Origin of the sequence: Streptomyces lasiicapitis, from assembly GCF_014646335.1 — a bacterium.
GTDB lineage: Bacteria > Actinomycetota > Actinomycetes > Streptomycetales > Streptomycetaceae > Streptomyces > Streptomyces lasiicapitis.
Genome location: NZ_BMNG01000017.1, coordinates 43,874 through 60,877, shown reverse-complemented (window position 1 = coordinate 60,877; position 17,004 = coordinate 43,874). Strand labels below are relative to the sequence as shown.

Below are 17,004 nucleotides of genomic sequence, written 5' to 3'. Positions count from 1 at the left end.
GGAAAGACTGGAAAGGCAGAACCACGATGCATGACTACGACCTGCTGGTCGTGGGCTCGGCCAACGCCGACCTGGTGACCGCAGTCGAGCGGCGGCCGGGTGCCGGCGAGACGGTGCTCGGCTCGGACCTGGCCGTCCATCCGGGCGGCAAGGGCGCGAACCAGGCGGTGGCGGCGGGCCGGCTCGGCGCGCGTACGGCGCTGCTCGCCCGGGTCGGCGACGACGCGTACGGCAGGCTGCTCCTGGACTCGCAGCGTTCGGCGGGCGTGGACACGGTGGGGGTCCTGGTGGGCGGCGCGCCGACCGGGGTCGCGCTGATCACGGTGGACCCGTCGGGCGACAACAGCATCGTGGTGGCGCCGGGCGCGAATTCCCGTCTGACGCCCGCGGACGTGACGGCCGCGGCGGGCCTCTTCCAGGCGGCCCGGGTGGTGTCGGTGCAGTTGGAGATCCCTCTCGACACGGTCGCGGAGGTGGTGCGCGCCCTGCCCGCGGACACGCGTCTGGTCCTGAACCCGTCGCCGCCCGCGCCGCTGCCTGCCGAGGTCCTCGCGGCCTGCGATCCCCTCGTGGTGAACGAGCACGAGGCGCGGGTGATCCTGGCGGGCGCCGGGGCGGATGTCCCCGAGGCGCCGGAGCACTGGGCGCGGGGGTTGCTGGCGCTCGGCCCGAGGTCGGTGGTGGTGACGCTCGGCGGCGAGGGCGCGCTGGTGGCGGGTCCCGAGGGGATGGCGCGGGTGCCGTCGGTGAAGGTGGACGCCGTGGACACGACGGGTGCCGGTGACGCGTTCACGGCTGCGCTCGCGTGGCGCCTCGGCGCGGGCGAGGACCTGGAGTCGGCGGCGCGGTACGCGGCGAAGGTGGGGGCGCTGGCTGTGACGCGGGCGGGGGCGCAGGTGTCGTATCCGACGGGGGCGGAGGTGGCGGCGCTGTGAGCGGCGCTTGGACGACCACGGGGACTGTCCCGTTCGGAGCCGCCCTGTGAAGAAGGCCGGAATACTCAACCGTCATCTCGCGGGGGCGCTGGCCGAGCTTGGTCATGGCGACCGGGTCCTGGTGTGCGACGCGGGGATGCCGCTGCCGGCCGGGCCGCGGGTGGTGGATCTGGCGTTCGTGGCCGGGGTGCCGACGTTCGCGCAGGTCCTCGACGGGCTGTTGGCGGAGCTCGTGGTGGAGGGCGCGGTGGCGGCGCGGGAGGTACGGGAGGCGAATCCGGCGGCGGCTGCACTCCTTGAGCGGCGCTTTCCGGGTCCGGCTCTGCACCTGATCGCGCACGAGGAGCTGAAGGAGCGGACGGCGGGGGCGCGCCTGGTGGTGCGCACCGGGGAGGCGAGTCCGTACGCGAACGCGTTGCTGACGTGCGGCGTCTTCTTCTGAGTACGTCGCCGGCGCACCGGAACATTTCGAGGGGGCCTGGTCCGTCGACCGGGCCCCCTCGGTTTCCCTCCCCTGCCAGTGCTCCGCGGATCCCCCCGGATCCCCCCTCCAGAGCGACTGACAACAAGTACGACCCTCGTGGTGGGGGAAGGGTTGCACGACTTCGGCAACTTCCCCCGGAAGATTTCGGCGTGCCGACATAACACCCCAGACGTAGCGTTTCGCCCATGAGCGACCAGAACTCATTCGAGCAGGACGTACTCACCGAGCTGGGCGACGACCGCCTCCAGGAGATCGCCGACGTACTCGGCACGGACCCGGCGGCCGCCCAGGAGGTCGTGACCACGACGGCCTCGGCCCTGTCGGGAACCATGGAGGACGAGGCGGAGGCGGAAGGCATACGCCGGGAACTCACGGAGCAGGCCCCGGCCGGCAACGACGACGCTCCCCTCCAGGGCGTCGCCACCCTCGGCGGCGGCCTCGGCGGCCTGCTCGGCGGCGGCATGGTCGCCGGAATGCTCGGCCGCCTGAGCAAGCCGGTGGCCAACGCGGTCGCGAAGAAGACGGGCCTGCCCGCCGCGACGGTCACCCGCGTCGTGGAACTCCTGATCCCGGTGGTCGTGGCGGTCCTCACCAAGCGCGCCCGGAAGCCCGGGAAGTAGCGGCACACCCCATGAGGGCCTGGTCCGCGGACCGTCAGCAACGACGCGCGGTCAGCAGCCAGGCGAGGTTCATCACCGCGATCGCACCCCAGATCCAGCAGACGACGCCGCTTCCGCCCGGCGCCAGCGCCGTGGCGAGTACGCCAAGGCCGACCGTGCCGAGCACCAGCCTGATGCTGCGCCGCAACGCCAGTGACGCGCGCAGCGGCCCCGGTTCGACCAGCCTGTCGGCCAGGTAGGCGTCGAACGCCTCCGCGACCTGATCGTCGATCTCGTCCCGCAACTGGGCATTCAGTGATTCAGCCATGACCGGCAACATAGCCATCGCAGAGACATTCTGCAAACAATCTCTGCAATGAATGCAGAGAGTCTCTGCAGTAGGCTGGTCGGCATGGTCGAGCGCCCCGAGAAGCCCGAGAAGAGAGTGCTCACCGGCCCGGACCTCAAGGCCTTCTACAAGGCGCTGTCCAACCCGGTGCGCCGCGACATCCTGAGCTACCTGGGCGAGCACGGCGAGGCGAACTCCACCAGCGTCGCCAAGGCCCTCGGCGAAAGCACCGGCACCACCAGCTACCACCTGCGCAAGCTCGCCGACCTGAAGCTGATCGCCGAGATCGGGGAGCGGTCCACCGGCCGGGAGCGCTGGTGGAAGTCGCTCATGACGGACATCTTCACGCCGCCGGGCCTGGAGTTGACGGCCGACGAGCGCGAGGCCGCCGTGAAGATCGGCGCGCTCAAGATGACCCACGACCTGAACCTGGTCGTGAGCGCGTACGCCGGGTACGACGCCTCCGCGGGCTGGAACCAGATCTACCGCGCCGGGCTGCGGATGACGAAGGAGCAGGTAGCCGCGTTCGCCGAGGAGTACCAGGCGCTGCTGGACAAATACCTGACCGAGCCCGGCGACCACCCGCCCGGCTCACGACAGATGGCCGTTCGCCTGGTGGTGGTGCCCGACGACGGCCCCCGGCCCACCCTGCCGACCACGCCCGACGACGACTGACGGGTCAGTGGCCCGGCACCTTCAGCAGGCGTGCGCCACGTACCGTCGCACCGTCTCCGCCAGGACCTCCCGGCCGTTGCTCGCCCACAGGGTGTCGTTGAAGAGTTCGACCTCGGTGGGGCCGGTGTAGCCGGCGGACTCGACGAGGTGGCGCCAGTGGTGGAAGTCGATGGTGCCGTCGCCGAGTTGGCCGCGGCCTGTGAGGACGCCGTGGGGCAGCGGGGTGGTCCAGTCGGCGAGTTGGAAGGCGTGCAGACGGCCTGTGGTGGTGGCGCGGGTGAGGGCGGCGGGGGCCTGGTCGTCCCACCAGATGTGGTACGTGTCGGCGCAGACGCCGACCTGGTCGGCGGGGAAGCGTTCGGCCAGGTCGAGGGCCTGGGTGAGGGTGGAGACGACGCAGCGGTCGGCGGCGTACATCGGGTGGAGGGGTTCGATGGCGAGGCGGACGGCGCGGGCGGCGGCGTAGGGGGCGAGGTCGGCGAGGGCGTCGGCGACGCGTTCGCGGGCGGCGGGCAGGTCGCGGTCCCGGTCGCCCGCGGGGAGGCCGCCGGAGACCAGGACCAGGGTGTCGGTGCCGAGGGCGGCGGCCTCGTCGATCGCCGCGCGGTTGTCGGCCAGGGCGCGGGCCCGCTCGGCGGGGTCGCGGGCGGTGAAGAAGCCGCCCCGGCAGAGGGTGGTGACGTGCAGCCCGGCCCCCCGCACCAGCTTCGCCGCCGCCTCTACCCCGTACTCCTGGACCGGCTCACGCCACAGGCCGACGCCCCGGATGCCCAAGTCGGCGCAGGCGGTGACCAGTTCAGGGAGCGGGAGCTGCTTCACCGTCATCTGGTTGATGCTGAAGTCGGTGGGCGGGAGGGGGACGGGGGGCGTAGGAGGCGACAGTGGGGGTGGCGTCATGGGGTTTCTCCGTAGACCGTCCGGAGCGTGCGCATGCGGTGTGCCGCCAAGTCCGGGTCGGGGAACAGGGACAGGGCGCCGGCCAGTTCGTACGCCCTGGTGAGGTGCGGCAGGGAGCGGGCCGACTGGAGGCCGCCGACCATCGTGAAGTGGTCCTGGTGGCCGGCCAGCCAGGCCAGGAAGACGACGCCCGTCTTGTAGAAGCGGGTGGGCGCCCGGAAGAGATGACGGGCCAACTCGACAGTGGGGTCGAGGAGTTCACGGAAGGTCTTGGGGTCGTCGGCGTCCAGCGCGCGCACGGCTCGGGCCGCCACCGGCGCGAGCGGGTCGAAGACGCCGAGCAGCGCGTGGCTGAAGCCGTGGTCGTCGCCCGCGATGAGGTCCGGGTAGTGGAAGTCGTCGCCGGTGTAGCAGCGCACCCCGTCCGGCAGGCGGCGGCGCAGGGCAACCTCGCGGTCCGCGTCCAGGAGGGAGATCTTCACGCCGTCCACCTTGCCGGGGTGTGCGGCGATCACCTCCAGGAAGGTGTCGGTGGCCGCGTCCAGGTCGGCCGAGCCCCAGTAGCCCGCGAGCGCCGGGTCGAACATCGGGCCCAGCCAGTGCAGGATCACCGGGGCGCTCGCCTGCCGGAGCAGGTCGGCGTAGATCGTCAGGTAGTCGTCGGGGCCCTTGGCCGCCGCCGCCAGCGCCCGTGACGCCATCAGGATGGCTTGCGCGCCCACCCCTTCGACGAGGGCGAGCTGCTCCTCGTACGCAGTACGTACGTCGGCGAGAGTGAGCGGGGACGCGGCGAACTGGTCTGCGGGCGCGGCGAGTTGGCCTGTGGCCGCCGTGAGCTGGTCCGTGCCCACCCCGCACGCGATCCGGCCGCCCACCGCCTTCGCCTCCGCCGCCGACCGCCGGATCAGCTCGGCCGCACCCGGCCAGTCCAGGCCCATGCCGCGCTGCGCGGTGTCCATGGCCTCGGCGACGCCCAGCCCGTGCGCCCACAGATGGCGGCGGAAGGCGAGCGTGGCGTCCCAGTCGACGGCGGCGGGGCCGTCCGGGGACACGTCGGCACGCGGATCGGCGACGACGTGCGCGGCGGCGAAGACGGTGCGGGAGGTGAGGGGCGGGAGCGGGGCGTTCGGCGGCACGGGCGGCACGGACTCCTCAGGCGGCACACGCGGCTCCAGTGGCACGGACGGCTCCGGCTTCGGCGCGTTCACAGCGCGATCTCCGGTACGTCGACCCTGCGCCCCTCCGCCGAGGACCGCAGCCCCAGCTCCGCCAGCTGCACCCCCCGCGCCCCCGCGAGCAGATCCCACCGGTAGGGCCCGTCCTCGTACACGTGCCGCAGGAACAGCTCCCACTGCGTCTTGAAGCCGTTGTCGAACTCCTCGTTGTCGGGGACCTCCTGCCACTGGTCGCGGAAGGAGTGAGTGACGGGCAGGTCCGGGTTCCAGACCGGCTTGGGCGTGCCGGAGCGGTGCTGGAGGCGGCAGGTGCGCAGGCCCGCGACCGCCGAGCCGTGGGTGCCGTCGACCTGGAACTCCACCAGTTCGTCGCGGTGCACCCGCACCGTCCAGGAGGAGTTGATCTGCGCGACGGCGCCGCCGTCCAGCTCGAAGATGCCGTACGCGGCATCGTCGGCCGTCGCGTCGTACGGCTTGCCGCGCTCGTCCCAGCGCTGCGGGATGTGCGTGACGGCGAGCGCCTGTACGGAGCGGACCCGGCCGAACAGTTCGTGCAGGACGTACTCCCAGTGCGGGAACATGTCGACGACGATGCCGCCGCCGTCCGCGGTCCGGTAGTTCCACGAGGGGCGCTGCGCCTCCTGCCAGTCGCCCTCGAACACCCAGTAGCCGAACTCGCCCCGCACGGACAGGATCTGCCCGAAGAAGCCGCTGTCGATCAGTCGGCTGAGCTTGCGCAGGCCGGGGAGAAACAGCTTGTCCTGTACGACGCCGTGCTTGACGCCCGCGTCGCGCGCGAGCCGCGCCAGGCCGAGGGCGGCCTCGAAGGAGGTGGCGGAGGGCTTCTCCGCGTAGACGTGCTTGCCCGCGGCGACGGCCTTGCGGAGGGCTTCCTCGCGGGCGGAGGTGACCTGCGCGTCGAAGTAGATGTCGGTGGCCGGGTCGGCGAGGACGGCGTCCAGGTCGGTCGACCAGCGCTCCAGGCCGTACCGCCCGGCGAGCTCGCGCAGCGCCGGCTCTCTGCGGCCCACGAGGACCGGCTCCGGCCACAGCCGGGTGCCGTCGGCCAGCTCCAGGCCGCCCTGCTCGCGCAGCGCGAGGATCGAGCGGACCAGGTGCTGGCGGTGACCCATGCGTCCCGTCACACCGTTCATGGCGATGCGGACCGTCTTGCGTGTCACGTGAGCCTCCGTAGGCGCGGGGCGCTGGGCGCGCGGCCGGTGGGTGGGGGCGGGGGCCGGGGGGTCTGGGGTTTCAATGGCTCTTGGGGTTCCTGAGGTTTCTGGGTTCCAGAGTCCCGTCCGTGCTCCGTGTGGCACTCCATGCGTAGCAAGCGCTTTCTATTGGGGAGAAGCTAGCCTGCCGGACAAGGTTCGTACAAGACCGGAGGCCAAGAGATGACCGTGACCCTGGCGGACGTGGCGGCTCGCGCCCAGGTGTCCCCCGCCACCGTGTCCCGCGTACTGAACGGGAACTACCCCGTGGCCGCCGCGACGCGTGAGCGCGTACTGCGGGCGGTGGACGAGCTGGACTACGTCCTGAACGGGCCCGCGAGCTCGCTGGCCGCCGCGACGTCGGACCTGGTGGGCATCCTCGTCAACGACATCGCGGACCCGTTCTTCGGGATCATGGCGAGCGCGGTGCAGTCGGAGATCACCGGGCCCGGCGGCCGGGCGGGCGGCGAACGCATGGCCGTCGTCTGCAACACTGGCGGCTCGCCCGAGCGGGAGCTGACGTACCTGACGCTGCTGCAGCGGCAGCGGGCCGCGGCCGTCGTCGTCACCGGCGGCGCCATCGAGGACGCCACGCACGCGGCGGCGATCGGCGGGAAGCTGCGGCGGCTGGGCGAGGCGGGCTCACGGGTGGTGCTGTGCGGGCGCCCTCCGGCGGACGACGCGCCGGACGCGGTGGCGCTGACCTTCGACAACCGGGGCGGCGGGCGGCGCCTCACGGACCACCTCATCGGCCTCGGTCACCGCCGCATCGGCTACATCGCGGGCCCCACGGAGCGCACGACCACCCGCCACCGCCTGGAGGGCCACCAGGAGGCACTGGCCCACGCGGGCGTCCCGGACGACCCGCGCCTCACCCTCCACGGCCCCTACGACCGCCGCTCCGGATACGACGCCACACTCGAACTCCTGCGCCGCGCCCCCGAGTTGACGGCCGTCGTCGCCGCCAACGACACGGTGGCCCTGGGCGCCTGCGCCGCCCTGCGCGACCGTGGCCTCTCGATCCCCGACGACGTCTCGGTCGCGGGCTTCGACGACCTCCCCTTCAGCATCGACGCGGTGCCCGCGCTGACGACGGTGCGGCTTCCTCTGTACGAGGCGGGGGCGCGGGCGGGGCGCATCGCGATGGCCCGGGAGGAGGAGCCGCCCGGGGGGATCGCGACGGTGCACGGGGAGTTGATGGTGCGGGGGTCCACGGGGGTGCCGCGCAAGCCGTGAGCTCGGGGTACTCGTTCAGGACTCGGTGACGGTCCACCGGCCGACCTCGCGGTGGCCGGAGTCGTACACCGCCTCCCCCACACCCGGCTTCAGGTCGTAGTGGCGCAGATTTCCCGCCCAGTAGCGCAGGATGCGGCCCAGTTCGCGGGTGGTGTCCTCGGCGGACGGGGTGCCGTCCACGTCCCCGTCCATGTCGACTTCAAGAAGGAACTTCACACCAGGCCTCCAGGGGTTCACCGTCCGAGCCGGGCGTGGGCTCGCGGCACCCTTCCAGCATTTCATTGAAGCTGCTTTGGGGACTTTTTCTGAATGCTTGACTGGTGGGCGGCGTACACAACGCGAAAAGCCTCAAACGCAGGCGGTCATGGCCGCCGCTCGATGAAGTCTCGACCAGACACAGGAGCCACCACCCAGATGATCTCCCTGCGCGAAGTGCGTGACAGCGACCTGCCCACCTTCTGGGAGCACCTGTCCGACCCCGCGGCGCAGCACGTGGCCGCTGTCACCAGGCAATACCACTACGACCGTGGGCACTTCGACAGCCACTGGGCGAGGATCCGTTCCAACCCCGATGTCCTGATACGCACCGTGCTCGCCGACGACGAGGTGGTGGGCCATGCCGCGGTGTACGGCCCGCCGGACGAACGCGAGGTCACGTACTGGATCGGCCGGGCACACTGGGGACGCGGAATCGCCACGGCGGCGCTCACGGCGCTGGTCGATCTCGTCGGCACCCGACCGTTGCACGCCCACGCGGCAGCCGACAACGGCGGCTCCATCCGCGTACTGGAGAAGTGCGGCTTCGTCATCACCGGGCATGGCAAGGGTTTCGGCCAGGCACGCGACGGCGAGATCGACGAGGTGCTCCTCACCCTGAACTGAAGCCCACGGGCCCGTCCGCCCCCGCCCCCCCAACGCGGCCGAGACCGGACAGAACGCGGGTGGTTCTGTCCGGTCTCCGGAACCCGCATCAGGCGGCGTCGACGGCCTGGGTGATCTTGCGGGCCATCTCCGCGAGGGCGGGGCTGGGCTGGGCGTTGCGGGTCTGGGCGGCGGCCTCGACGGCGACGGCGACGGTGCTGCGGAAGTTGTCGGCCTCGGCGAGGTCCTGCTTCTTCAGCAACTCCATGGCGGCCGTGAGCGCGGGCAGCACCTCGTCGGCGATCTCCGCCGTGGACTTGCCGTTCAGCTTCATGCCCTTGGGCTTCTCGGCGAGTACGTGACCGACCTGACCGGTCGCCGAATACAGGGCGAAACTGCCGTTGGTGGCGGCCCGGTGCGGCGAGTGGGCGACGGCGGCGTAGGCCATCAGGTAGACGGCACCGTGAGCGGCGGTCTGAAGGGTGAGCTTGTCCTGGTCGTTAAGGGTGATAGCCATGATGATGTCTGCTCCTCAAGAGCCGTAGCGGTACGGAATGGAAAGGCAGTCCAGCCGAGCCGTTCCCGGCCGGGCCGAACTTGGTACGCCTCTAAGCTCGCCCCCACCCCTGACACCGACCTGTCACACCCCCGCCACGCCCCACCCCCCGCCCGGACACGGCTCCGCCACGACCCCGGGGCGGCCCGTAAACCCGCAGGTCAAATACCCTCAACACCCATGAACCAAAGAAAACAGAAGAAGTACTCCCGCCAACTCTTCGAAGCGATCCCGGAGGGCAACGTCATCCGCGTGAAGGCACTCCTGCGGGCCGGAGCCGACCCGAACCGGGCGGACTGGGAAGGCCTCACCCCGCTGTACGACGCCTCCGTCAACGGCAAGGCGAGGATCGCCCACCTCCTCCTGGCGGCCGGCGCCTCCCCCGACACCGAAAGCGCCGGCCTCGGCTCGGACGGCCTGCCACTGTGCGCGGCCGCATGCTGGGGCCACACCGAGACGGTCCGCGAACTCCTCACCCACGGCGCGAACCCAAACCTCCGCGAGGACCACGGGACGGGCCGCACGCCGCTGGAGTGGGCGAACGAGGGGCCGCACCCGGAAACGGCCGCGCTGCTGACGGCGGCGGGGGCGGCACCTGGCGGGGAACCGCGTACGGCGTAGGCAACCCCGGTGGGGGCGCTCTTGTTGCTACGCCGATTCCTAGGCGGCAGTGACCAGCTCGCGTGCCCGCTCATTGAAGTCAGCGACGAGCCGATGATTTCCGAACGGCTCCATACGCCGCTGCAAGTCTTGCACCGCCTCGACGCATCGCGAACTCTTAACCTGGTGCGACAGCGTGACAGTCCGGAGCCCCGCCGCGTGGGCCGCTTCGAGGTCGCGGCGCTGCAAGTGCGATACGGCGAGCGCGGCCTGTGACATGGCTCCCCGGCGGGCGCGGCGCTGCTTGCGGGCATGGTCGATGGACTGCCTCGCGTGCTGTTCCGCAGTATCGGCCTGGCCGAGATCCCGGAAGGTGTTGGCGTGTTCGCCGTGCAGATACGCCGGGTCGATGAAGGCCGCCCATTCGTGTTCCTCTTCGAGCCGTACGCGCCCGTACGCGGACTCGGACTGCGCTACGGCACGCGCCGCATCGGACTTGTCTCCGAGCTTCGCCAACGCCCGGGCTTCCAACGCCCACAGGTCGGCGAGGCACGCGGGTGATGTGTGCTTGCCCAGTCCGGCCCGGCCTGCCTGTGCAAGGCGACGGCCCTCGCCTGGGTCCCCTAGCAGAGTGGCTTGATCAGCCATCCCAGCCAGGACATGCGCCCCGAGAGGTGCGTTCTTCGATTCCTCGGCGAGCCGAAGCGACTGGATCAAGTACCTCTGGGCCGTGCCGTGTTCGCCGCTGTCGTACGCCATCCATCCCAGCAAGTAGGTCTGCTCGGCCGCGGCCTCGCACAGGGCGCGGCGTACATCGTCCGAGTGCGCACGCCTGAGCAACGGGTAGACGTGATGGTTCATGTACTCGGCGAGGATCAGGCGACCCGATCCGCCGCCCTGCAGTACGTCCATCTTCTGGAACTCGCCGAACATGTTCTTCACAGCGGTGACATCTTCAAGACGCACCTGCGGCCCTGGCTCGGGATGCTGGTCAAGGGTGTTGAGCAGCCAGTCACGCGACGGCCCGACTGCTGCGACGGCGGCAAAAGGTGCCACTGCCAGGAACTTTCGACGATCCACGTCTGCTCTCCCCAAGTCGGCAACAGCTTCCACCGTAACGGCGAAGGACGAGTTGTAGACGAGTGAGCGGTCCGAAGTGTCCCCTTCACCGAACCCAAGGTCATACGTCGTGACCCGAAACCCGACGCTCGCGGAGATGGCATCCGCGATGATCTCGGGCACCGGTGGGCGCGGCTGGAGACCGCCCAGCCAACGGCGCACAGCCGTGGCATCCGACTGGATATGCGGCTGGCCCCACACCTGAGCTGCGGACTTGATGCGGCGGGCCAACTCTTTGTTGCTCAGGCCGGACCGCTTGAGCCACTGTGCGAAGTCCGCGTTCGGCGAAGTCATGTTGAGTCCCTACCCCTTCGCAACGGCCGGTGGTTCAAGTGCCACCCTCTGCCACCCTCTTCGACGGTACCCCCGGTTCCGGCTCGGCAGTTCCCTTATTTGTCGAACCAGCCTCGCAGGTAAGGGAGTTGCATTCATGCCGAGATCGGTGACGCAACGCTTTCCCCGTACCCGCATAGCAGTACCCAAAGCCCGTTCCTTCCTACGTGACGCACTGCGCGAGTGGGGCATCACCGAACGTGCCGGTGACGCCGAACTCTGTGTCTCCGAACTCGCGACGAACGCGGTTGTTCATGGCCCCCTGAGGGCGGTCACTTCCTCGTCGAAGCGTCGTGGGAAGACGGCCGTTTGCGTGTCGCGGTGCACGACCCGACCCGACGCCAACCGCAGGTTCAGAACGCGACCACTGACGACACGAACGGACGTGGCTTGATGCTCGTGAACGCGCTCGCGGACGGATGGGGGGTGGAGCCGCGCGTTCCGTGCGGCAAGACGGTATGGAGCGAATTCAAGATCGATACGAGGCAGGGGTCACCGAACGGAGCGACCCCATGTGGGCACGGTTAGCTTGCGACGGCGGAACCGCCGCTGTCGTGCTTGGCCTTGATTCTCTTCCAGCGCGATCACCGTTGTCCGCAGTCGACTCGTCCGTGACCACTGCAAGGTTCCCCCGCCCTGGATGGGCGGGGTGGTACGAGCACTTCCCATCCATCGAAAAAAGGGAAAGCAATGCCCACCACACAGGTTGAAGGGCGTCGGCCCGCCGGGCTGGCACTCGACGTACCAGAACTGCGGTTCCCGTTGAGCACCGACGGCGCCGCCACCATGCCGGAGCTGTCCGGGGCCGCCGGGCCGATGCCTTTCGCGTTCCGATTCCTCGTGCCGGTGTCGGCTACGGGCGGCATCATGCCGTCTGATGTCGAGTACGACGAGGAGTCGCAAACGGGCACCTATGAGGGTCTGCCGCCCGGCGTCTACATGACCAAGAACCCGCCGAAGACCTACGGTCCCACTCAGCCTTCGGGCCAGATGGACGCGCCGGACGACCCTGGACCGAGCGACGACTGATGGCAGACGCCGGACAGGTACTCATCCTGGCGGGTCGGTTCGATCCGACCTGTGACCTGGTGGTTGAGGAACTGAACCGGCGTGCCGTGCCCGTCTTCCGGGCTGACATGGCCGAGTTCCCGCTGAGGCTCACGCTCTCCGCGAGCCTCAGCGGCGACCGCTGGCACGGCACGCTGACCAATGACCGCCGCAGGCTCGACCTGGCGTCGGTCCGTGCGGTCTACTACCGCCGCCCCACCCGCCCGAAGTTCCCTGAACAGATGTCCCTCGCGGCCCGCAAGGTCGCCGAGACCGAAGCGCGGTGGGGCTTCGGCGGACTGCTGACAGCGCTGCCGTGCCGGTGGCTCCCGCCGCCAGGAGCGGCTGCCGATGCCGAGTACAAGCCGCTGCAACTGCGCGTTGCCGCCGAGGCGGGACTGGTCGTCCCGCGGACGCTGATCACCAACGATCCGGACGCGGCGCGGGACTTCGCCGAGTCGACCGGCGGACGGCTCGTGTACAAGCCCTTCTTCCACGTGCGCGGCACCGTGCACGGGCAGACCGCAGCCGTGTACGCCAGCATGGTGAACCTCGACGAGCTGCCCCACCCGGACATCGCGACCACGGCCCACCTGTTCCAGGAGTGGGTGCCCAAGGCGTACGAGGTGCGGCTGACTGCCATCGGCGGCCGGACCTTCGCGGCAGAGATCCACGCCGGTTCCGACGCGGGCCACGTCGACTGGCGCAGTGACTACGACAGCCACACGTACAAGGTCTGCGAGCCGCCGCCCGGCGTGGCGGCCGGGGTGTCGCGGGTGCTCGAACGGCTCGGGCTTCCGTACGGAGCCTTCGACTTCGTGGTGACCCCGGAGGGAGACTGGCGATTCTTGGAAGTGAACCCGAGCGGGCAGTACGGATTCATCGAGCAGGCGACCGGACTGCCGATCACGGCCGCGATCTGTGACTACTTGGAAGGAAACGGCCAGTGAGCAACCCTCTCGACGACGAACAACGCCTCCTCGCCTCCCGTGTCCTGCTCACGCAACAAATCGACCGTGGAGGCGTGGTGCTGTCCGCGCGCCTGGCGGGCGCCTTCCTCAACGTGCCCCGACATCCATTCGTACCCGTCTTCTACCGCCGCGACGGCCAGCGGTTCATTCCGTGGCGCATCACCGACGGCGACGCGGATGCGTGGCTCGGCACCGTCTACGCGGACGACTCCCTCATCACCGAAGTGGGCGGCGTCCACGCCGAGGACGCCGCACCCGAGGGGCTGACCGGCGTTCCGACATCGTCCTCGACGGCGCCGAGCCTCATGGCCGACATGCTCGACGCCCTCGATGTGAACGAAGGGGACGACGTGTACGAGGCCGGTACCGGCACGGGCTACAACGCCGGTGCCCTGTGCTTCCTCGCCGGAGACAAGCACGTCACGACCATCGACCGCACCGAATCCCTCACAGCCAAGGCCCACCAGCGGCTGAAAGGCGTCGGCTTCAATCCGCTCACCGTCCACGGCGACGGCGCGCGGGACCTCCCCACGGACGCCATGTACGACCGCGTCATCGCCACCGCGTCCGTGCGCCGCGTTCCGCCCGAGTGGCTGGCGCGGCTGCGCCCCGGCGGCATCATGGTCGTCCCGATCAAGGGCACGCTCGCCGGCGGCATGGTCGCCCGGCTCACGAAGCTCCCGGACGGCACCGCGGTCGGCCACATCCTGCACACGCCCGCCGCGTTCATGCCGCTCAAGAGCGGTACGGAGACAACCGCACAGGTGCCCGCCGTCCCGGACGGCCTGTGCGGGGAGACCGAGCTCTCGGCCCGTGCACTGGACGACTGGACGTTCTCGTTCTTCGCCCAGCTCCACATGTCCTCCGGACTCGTCCGGACCTACGGGAAGAACGACGCCGGGCTGCACGTGACGATCCTGTACGACCCCGCCGACGGATCGGGAACCCGCGTCGAAGACACGCCCAACGGGCCACCGCTGGTCGCCTCCACCGGCCCGCGCAATCTGTGGCAACCGATCGAAGCCGCCCACAAGTTGTGGCAGCGCCTCAACCGACCCCGTCGGGAATGGTTCACCATCGAGGCCACCCCCAGCGAACAGGCGGTGAGATACACCGCGCCGGACGGCACGGTCCACTGCTGGACGCTGTAGCCGCCGCCGTCTCCGACCCCGAAGGGTGACGAAACCATGGCCCCTCGCCGCCCCGACCTCGCCACCGAACTCCTCGCCCGCATGGCCGAGGACCAACGGATGCGGCTGCTTCCCAAAGCCGATCAGCCACCGGACCACCTCGCCCGATGGCGAGCCGTCGACGCCGACAACACTGACGCGCTCCGTCGCGTCGTCGACGCCCACGGCTGGCCAGGGTTCGCCCTCGTAGGCAAGGAGGCCGCCCACGCCGCGTGGCTGCTCGCGCAGCACGCCGGCGAGGATCCCGAGTTCCAACACCGTGCCCTCGGCCTCCTCGCCGCTGCCGTGGAAGTCGGCGACGCCGACCCGGCGGACCTCGCATTCCTCGTCGACAGGTGCCGCGTCCACGACGGGCTTCCGCAGGTGTACGGCACCCAGTACATCCGGGACGCCGACGGACTGCGCATGCAGCCCGTCGAAGACCCCGACCACCTCGACGAGCGCCGCGCAGCCGCCGGTCTCGAACCGCACGCCGAGAACGACGCCCGGATGCGTGCGCTCTACGAGGAAGCGTGACACTGACGGGAACTCCGGTACCCAAGTGAGCCCAGCTCACCGATGCTGAAGGGGAGTTCGTCTCGTTCGTCTCCCTCCCACAGCCGATACGGAGAGCTGAACCATGACCACACATCGCCCCCTTCCGTCCCGCCGCGCCGTACTCGCCGCCGCCGTCTCCGTCGCCGTCACCACAGGCACCGCCTCCGCCGCCGAACCCCCCGCAGCGTCCCCCGCCGAGTGGCCCACCAGCTTCCCGCTGCCCAACGGCTTCCGGCCCGAAGGCATCGCCATCGGGGCAGCGCCGTACGCCTACGTCGGATCGCTCGGGACCGGGGCCGTGTACCGGGCCGACCTGCGGAACGGGCGTGGGGAAGTCGTTCATGCGGGGGCGGCGGGGGTTCCGGCCGTGGGGATGAAGGTCGGGCGGGACGGGTTGTTGTACGTCGCCGGGGGTGGGAGTGGGAGTGCTCGGGTGCTTGATCCGCGGAGTGGGGAGGTCGTGGCGGCTTATCAACTGACCGATGCGAGCGGGCACTTCGTCAATGATGTGCATCTGCTCGGGGATCGCGCCTGGTTCACCGATTCGCGGGACGCGGTGTTGTACGGGGTGCCCCTGGGGCGCCAAAGGCGTGGGCGTGGGGACGTACGGAAGGTGCCGCTCCGCGGTGACTGGCAGCAGGTGCCCGATGTCAACAACGCCAATGGGGTGGTGGGGGCGCCCGATGGGCGGGGGCTGATTGTTGTCAGTAGTCAGCCTGTGGGGCGGTTGTATCGGGTCGATCCCAGGGATGGGTACGCCCGGGAGATTCGGCTGCGGGGTGCGGAGAATGTGGTCAACGGGGATGGGCTCGTGCGGATCGGGCGCACTCTTTACGTCGTGCAGAACCGGTCCAACCTGGTCAGCGTGTTCCGGCTCGATGCGGGGAGCGGTACGGCTGCCCTTCAGCGGCGCATCGTCGATCCTCGATTCGACGTTCCGTCTACCGCCGCCCGGTTCGGTGACCGGCTCTATCTCGTCAACGCCCGGTTTACGACGCCGCCGATGCCCGACACGACGTACGGCGCCGTGGCCGTGCCACTCGGCGGCGGCGGTGATGGCGGCGGCGGTGGGGAGGGCATCGCGCGGGCGTAGCCACTGGCCGGTTCCCGTCGTATGCTCGGAGGTATATCTCTGACTCAGTCAAGTATCGGCGACCGGTAGTCAGGCCGCCGCCACAGCGAACGGCCAGGTGGTGCGCCATGAGCGTGCAGGAGATCCGGTCCTTCAACCGCTTCTACACCAACCTCATCGGCGCGCTGGACTACAGCCGCCATCTGTACGCGCCCTACACCCTCACCGAGTCCCGGGTGCTGTACGAGCTGGCCCACTCGCCCCGTACCGATGTCGCCGACCTTCGGGGTGAACTCTCCCTGGACGCCGGATACTTGAGTCGGATCCTCGCCAAGTTCGAGGAGGACGGCCTTGTCGAGCGGGCGCCGTCCGAGCGGGACACCCGGCGGCGGCACGTCACGCTCACCGCGCGCGGGCGTGGCGCCGCCGAGCTGCTCGACGAGCGGTCACGGGAGGCGGTCGGCTCGCTGCTCGCGACGGTTCCAGCCGCCGAGAGGGAGCGGCTCACGGCGGCCATGGCGACCGTCCGCGGCATCCTCTCGGACGGCGCCCGCCGCCCGCCGCGCGCCGACGACGTGCTGCTGCGCGAGCCGAGGGCGGGCGAGCTCGGCTGGATCGTGCAGCGCAACGGCGCGCTGTACGCCGCCGAGTTCGGGTGGAACACCGACTACGAAGGCCTGGTCGCCCGCATCGTCGCCGAGTTCGCCCAGGACCACGATCCCTACCTGGAGCGGGTGTGGATCGCCGAGCTGGACGGGCGACCCGTCGGGTGCGTGATGTGCGTACGCGACGAGGCTCCGGGCGCGGCGCGGCTGCGGCTGCTCCTCGTCGAGCCGGAGGCACGCGGGCTCGGCATCGGGGACAGGCTGGTGACCGCGGTGGTGGAGTTCGCCCGAGGGGTCGGGTACCGGGAGCTGGTGCTGTGGACCAACGACGTGCTTGCGTCGGCCCGTTCGATCTACCAGCGGCACGGGTTCGTCCTCGTGGCGGAGAAGGCCCATCGGTCGTTCGGCGCGGATCTGGTGGGGCAGGACTGGCGGCTCTCGCTGCAGGGCGGGGAGTGAGACCCGGCGTCGGCGGCTGAGCGGCGTACGTGCGGTTTCGGCCGCTGAGCGGCGTACGTGCGGATTCCGCCGCCGCACGGCCCGCGCGGG

The 17,004-nt window shown here is 70.3% G+C and carries 20 protein-coding genes; 13 read left to right on the top strand and 7 right to left on the bottom strand.

Going from position 1 to position 17,004, the window contains the following annotated elements; translation table 11 throughout:
- Positions 1 to 26: 26 nt before the first annotated feature.
- The 3 genes from IEY91_RS33070 to IEY91_RS33060 all read left to right on the top strand — a co-directional run bounded on the left by IEY91_RS33070 (position 27) and on the right by IEY91_RS33060 (position 2,039).
- Positions 27 to 935 carry a ribokinase gene (locus tag IEY91_RS33070; protein WP_189176819.1) on the top strand — a complete coding sequence of 303 codons (909 nt, stop codon included), beginning with the start codon at positions 27 to 29 and terminating at the stop codon, positions 933 to 935.
- A 46-nt stretch (positions 936 to 981) separates the two neighbouring features.
- Complete coding sequence (rbsD, locus tag IEY91_RS33065) at positions 982 to 1,377, top strand: D-ribose pyranase (RefSeq protein ID WP_189176818.1); 396 nt, start codon at positions 982 to 984, stop codon at positions 1,375 to 1,377.
- Positions 1,378 to 1,604: 227 nt separating this feature from the next.
- Positions 1,605 to 2,039, top strand: a complete 435-nt coding sequence (locus IEY91_RS33060) for a DUF937 domain-containing protein (protein WP_189176817.1) — start codon at positions 1,605 to 1,607, stop codon at positions 2,037 to 2,039.
- A 34-nt stretch (positions 2,040 to 2,073) separates the two neighbouring features.
- Here IEY91_RS33060 and IEY91_RS33055 read toward each other — a convergent pair whose 3' ends face one another.
- On the bottom strand, positions 2,074 to 2,346 hold the full coding sequence (locus IEY91_RS33055; protein WP_164324861.1) for a hypothetical protein: 273 nt from the start codon (positions 2,344 to 2,346) through the stop codon (positions 2,074 to 2,076).
- A gap of 84 nt (positions 2,347 to 2,430) precedes the next feature.
- On the opposite strand from IEY91_RS33055, the gene IEY91_RS33050 reads away from it, so the two are divergent.
- Positions 2,431 to 3,042 (top strand): winged helix-turn-helix domain-containing protein, encoded by a 612-nt coding sequence (locus tag IEY91_RS33050; RefSeq protein WP_189176816.1) that lies wholly within the window; start codon positions 2,431 to 2,433, stop codon positions 3,040 to 3,042.
- A gap of 21 nt (positions 3,043 to 3,063) precedes the next feature.
- On the opposite strand, the gene IEY91_RS33045 is transcribed toward IEY91_RS33050, so the two are convergent.
- Genes IEY91_RS33045 through IEY91_RS33035 form a run of 3 tightly spaced genes read right to left on the bottom strand, consistent with a single transcriptional unit; the run spans position 3,064 to position 6,295 of the window.
- Positions 3,064 to 3,939 carry a sugar phosphate isomerase/epimerase family protein gene (locus tag IEY91_RS33045; protein ID WP_189176815.1) on the bottom strand — a complete coding sequence of 292 codons (876 nt, stop codon included), beginning with the start codon at positions 3,937 to 3,939 and terminating at the stop codon, positions 3,064 to 3,066.
- Positions 3,936 to 5,102, bottom strand: a complete 1,167-nt coding sequence (locus tag IEY91_RS33040; protein WP_189176885.1) for a dihydrodipicolinate synthase family protein — start codon at positions 5,100 to 5,102, stop codon at positions 3,936 to 3,938. Before IEY91_RS33040 ends, IEY91_RS33045 begins: the two co-directional genes overlap by 4 nt.
- A 41-nt stretch (positions 5,103 to 5,143) precedes the next feature.
- Positions 5,144 to 6,295: a Gfo/Idh/MocA family protein gene (locus IEY91_RS33035; protein ID WP_189176814.1), complete on the bottom strand. Its 1,152-nt coding sequence runs from the start codon at positions 6,293 to 6,295 to the stop codon at positions 5,144 to 5,146.
- A gap of 216 nt (positions 6,296 to 6,511) precedes the next feature.
- Between IEY91_RS33035 and IEY91_RS33030 the strand changes: the two genes are divergently transcribed.
- The gene (locus tag IEY91_RS33030; RefSeq protein ID WP_164324853.1) at positions 6,512 to 7,564 is read left to right on the top strand and encodes a LacI family DNA-binding transcriptional regulator; all 1,053 of its coding nucleotides are present in this window, start codon (positions 6,512 to 6,514) and stop codon (positions 7,562 to 7,564) included.
- Positions 7,565 to 7,579: 15 nt separating this feature from the next.
- On the opposite strand, the gene IEY91_RS33025 is transcribed toward IEY91_RS33030, so the two are convergent.
- Positions 7,580 to 7,780: a hypothetical protein gene (locus IEY91_RS33025; RefSeq protein WP_189176813.1), complete on the bottom strand. Its 201-nt coding sequence runs from the start codon at positions 7,778 to 7,780 to the stop codon at positions 7,580 to 7,582.
- A 162-nt stretch (positions 7,781 to 7,942) separates the two neighbouring features.
- Here IEY91_RS33025 and IEY91_RS33020 point away from each other — a divergent pair, with 162 nt between their 5' ends.
- On the top strand, positions 7,943 to 8,446 hold the full coding sequence (locus IEY91_RS33020; protein ID WP_229697386.1) for a GNAT family N-acetyltransferase: 504 nt from the start codon (positions 7,943 to 7,945) through the stop codon (positions 8,444 to 8,446).
- Positions 8,447 to 8,534: 88 nt separating this feature from the next.
- Here IEY91_RS33020 and IEY91_RS33015 read toward each other — a convergent pair whose 3' ends face one another.
- On the bottom strand, positions 8,535 to 8,942 hold the full coding sequence (locus IEY91_RS33015) for a hypothetical protein (protein WP_164319140.1): 408 nt from the start codon (positions 8,940 to 8,942) through the stop codon (positions 8,535 to 8,537).
- Between the two features lie 219 nt (positions 8,943 to 9,161).
- Between IEY91_RS33015 and IEY91_RS33010 the strand changes: the two genes are divergently transcribed.
- Positions 9,162 to 9,602 carry an ankyrin repeat domain-containing protein gene (locus tag IEY91_RS33010; protein WP_189176811.1) on the top strand — a complete coding sequence of 147 codons (441 nt, stop codon included), beginning with the start codon at positions 9,162 to 9,164 and terminating at the stop codon, positions 9,600 to 9,602.
- Positions 9,603 to 9,641: 39 nt separating this feature from the next.
- Here the strand turns inward: IEY91_RS33010 and IEY91_RS33005 are convergent, their stop codons facing one another.
- A complete protein-coding gene (locus tag IEY91_RS33005) occupies positions 9,642 to 10,994 on the bottom strand; it encodes an NsdA family TPR-like regulatory protein (protein ID WP_189176810.1) in 1,353 nt (450 codons plus the stop codon).
- A 729-nt stretch (positions 10,995 to 11,723) separates the two neighbouring features.
- On the opposite strand from IEY91_RS33005, the gene IEY91_RS33000 reads away from it, so the two are divergent.
- The 6 genes from IEY91_RS33000 to IEY91_RS32975 all read left to right on the top strand — a co-directional run bounded on the left by IEY91_RS33000 (position 11,724) and on the right by IEY91_RS32975 (position 16,914).
- Positions 11,724 to 12,062 (top strand): hypothetical protein, encoded by a 339-nt coding sequence (locus tag IEY91_RS33000; RefSeq protein WP_229697385.1) that lies wholly within the window; start codon positions 11,724 to 11,726, stop codon positions 12,060 to 12,062.
- A complete protein-coding gene (gene tgmB / locus IEY91_RS32995; RefSeq protein ID WP_189176809.1) occupies positions 12,062 to 13,030 on the top strand; it encodes an ATP-grasp ribosomal peptide maturase in 969 nt (322 codons plus the stop codon). The genes IEY91_RS33000 and tgmB overlap by 1 nt, the downstream gene beginning before the upstream one ends.
- Positions 13,027 to 14,202 (top strand): methyltransferase domain-containing protein, encoded by a 1,176-nt coding sequence (locus IEY91_RS32990; RefSeq protein ID WP_189176808.1) that lies wholly within the window; start codon positions 13,027 to 13,029, stop codon positions 14,200 to 14,202. The genes tgmB and IEY91_RS32990 overlap by 4 nt, the downstream gene beginning before the upstream one ends.
- A 36-nt stretch (positions 14,203 to 14,238) precedes the next feature.
- Entirely contained in the window at positions 14,239 to 14,757 is a 519-nt protein-coding gene (locus IEY91_RS32985) for a DUF6624 domain-containing protein (protein WP_189176807.1), read from the top strand.
- 103 nt (positions 14,758 to 14,860) lie between these two features.
- Positions 14,861 to 15,871, top strand: a complete 1,011-nt coding sequence (locus IEY91_RS42720; RefSeq protein WP_189176806.1) for an SMP-30/gluconolactonase/LRE family protein — start codon at positions 14,861 to 14,863, stop codon at positions 15,869 to 15,871.
- 107 nt (positions 15,872 to 15,978) lie between these two features.
- A complete protein-coding gene (locus IEY91_RS32975) occupies positions 15,979 to 16,914 on the top strand; it encodes a bifunctional helix-turn-helix transcriptional regulator/GNAT family N-acetyltransferase (protein ID WP_189176805.1) in 936 nt (311 codons plus the stop codon).
- The last annotated feature ends 90 nt before the right edge of the window (positions 16,915 to 17,004 follow it).

What these genes read in the sequence shown, in the direction of transcription:
- IEY91_RS32975 (WP_189176805.1), top strand. Translation starts at nt 15,979, where the DNA reads ATGAGCGTGCAGGAGATCCGGTCCTTCAACCGCTTCTACACCAACCTC.
- IEY91_RS33070 (WP_189176819.1), top strand. Translation starts at nt 27, where the DNA reads ATGCATGACTACGACCTGCTGGTCGTGGGCTCGGCCAACGCCGACCTG.
- IEY91_RS33020 (WP_229697386.1), top strand. Translation starts at nt 7,943, where the DNA reads ATGAAGTCTCGACCAGACACAGGAGCCACCACCCAGATGATCTCCCTG.
- IEY91_RS33045 (WP_189176815.1), bottom strand. Translation starts at nt 3,939, where the DNA reads ATGACGCCACCCCCACTGTCGCCTCCTACGCCCCCCGTCCCCCTCCCG.
- IEY91_RS33000 (WP_229697385.1), top strand. Translation starts at nt 11,724, where the DNA reads ATGCCCACCACACAGGTTGAAGGGCGTCGGCCCGCCGGGCTGGCACTC.
- IEY91_RS33055 (WP_164324861.1), bottom strand. Translation starts at nt 2,346, where the DNA reads ATGGCTGAATCACTGAATGCCCAGTTGCGGGACGAGATCGACGATCAG.
- IEY91_RS32985 (WP_189176807.1), top strand. Translation starts at nt 14,239, where the DNA reads ATGGCCCCTCGCCGCCCCGACCTCGCCACCGAACTCCTCGCCCGCATG.
- IEY91_RS33015 (WP_164319140.1), bottom strand. Translation starts at nt 8,942, where the DNA reads ATGGCTATCACCCTTAACGACCAGGACAAGCTCACCCTTCAGACCGCC.
- IEY91_RS33060 (WP_189176817.1), top strand. Translation starts at nt 1,605, where the DNA reads ATGAGCGACCAGAACTCATTCGAGCAGGACGTACTCACCGAGCTGGGC.
- IEY91_RS33005 (WP_189176810.1), bottom strand. Translation starts at nt 10,994, where the DNA reads ATGACTTCGCCGAACGCGGACTTCGCACAGTGGCTCAAGCGGTCCGGC.
- IEY91_RS33030 (WP_164324853.1), top strand. Translation starts at nt 6,512, where the DNA reads ATGACCGTGACCCTGGCGGACGTGGCGGCTCGCGCCCAGGTGTCCCCC.
- IEY91_RS33010 (WP_189176811.1), top strand. Translation starts at nt 9,162, where the DNA reads ATGAACCAAAGAAAACAGAAGAAGTACTCCCGCCAACTCTTCGAAGCG.
- IEY91_RS33050 (WP_189176816.1), top strand. Translation starts at nt 2,431, where the DNA reads ATGGTCGAGCGCCCCGAGAAGCCCGAGAAGAGAGTGCTCACCGGCCCG.
- tgmB (WP_189176809.1), top strand. Translation starts at nt 12,062, where the DNA reads ATGGCAGACGCCGGACAGGTACTCATCCTGGCGGGTCGGTTCGATCCG.
- IEY91_RS42720 (WP_189176806.1), top strand. Translation starts at nt 14,861, where the DNA reads ATGACCACACATCGCCCCCTTCCGTCCCGCCGCGCCGTACTCGCCGCC.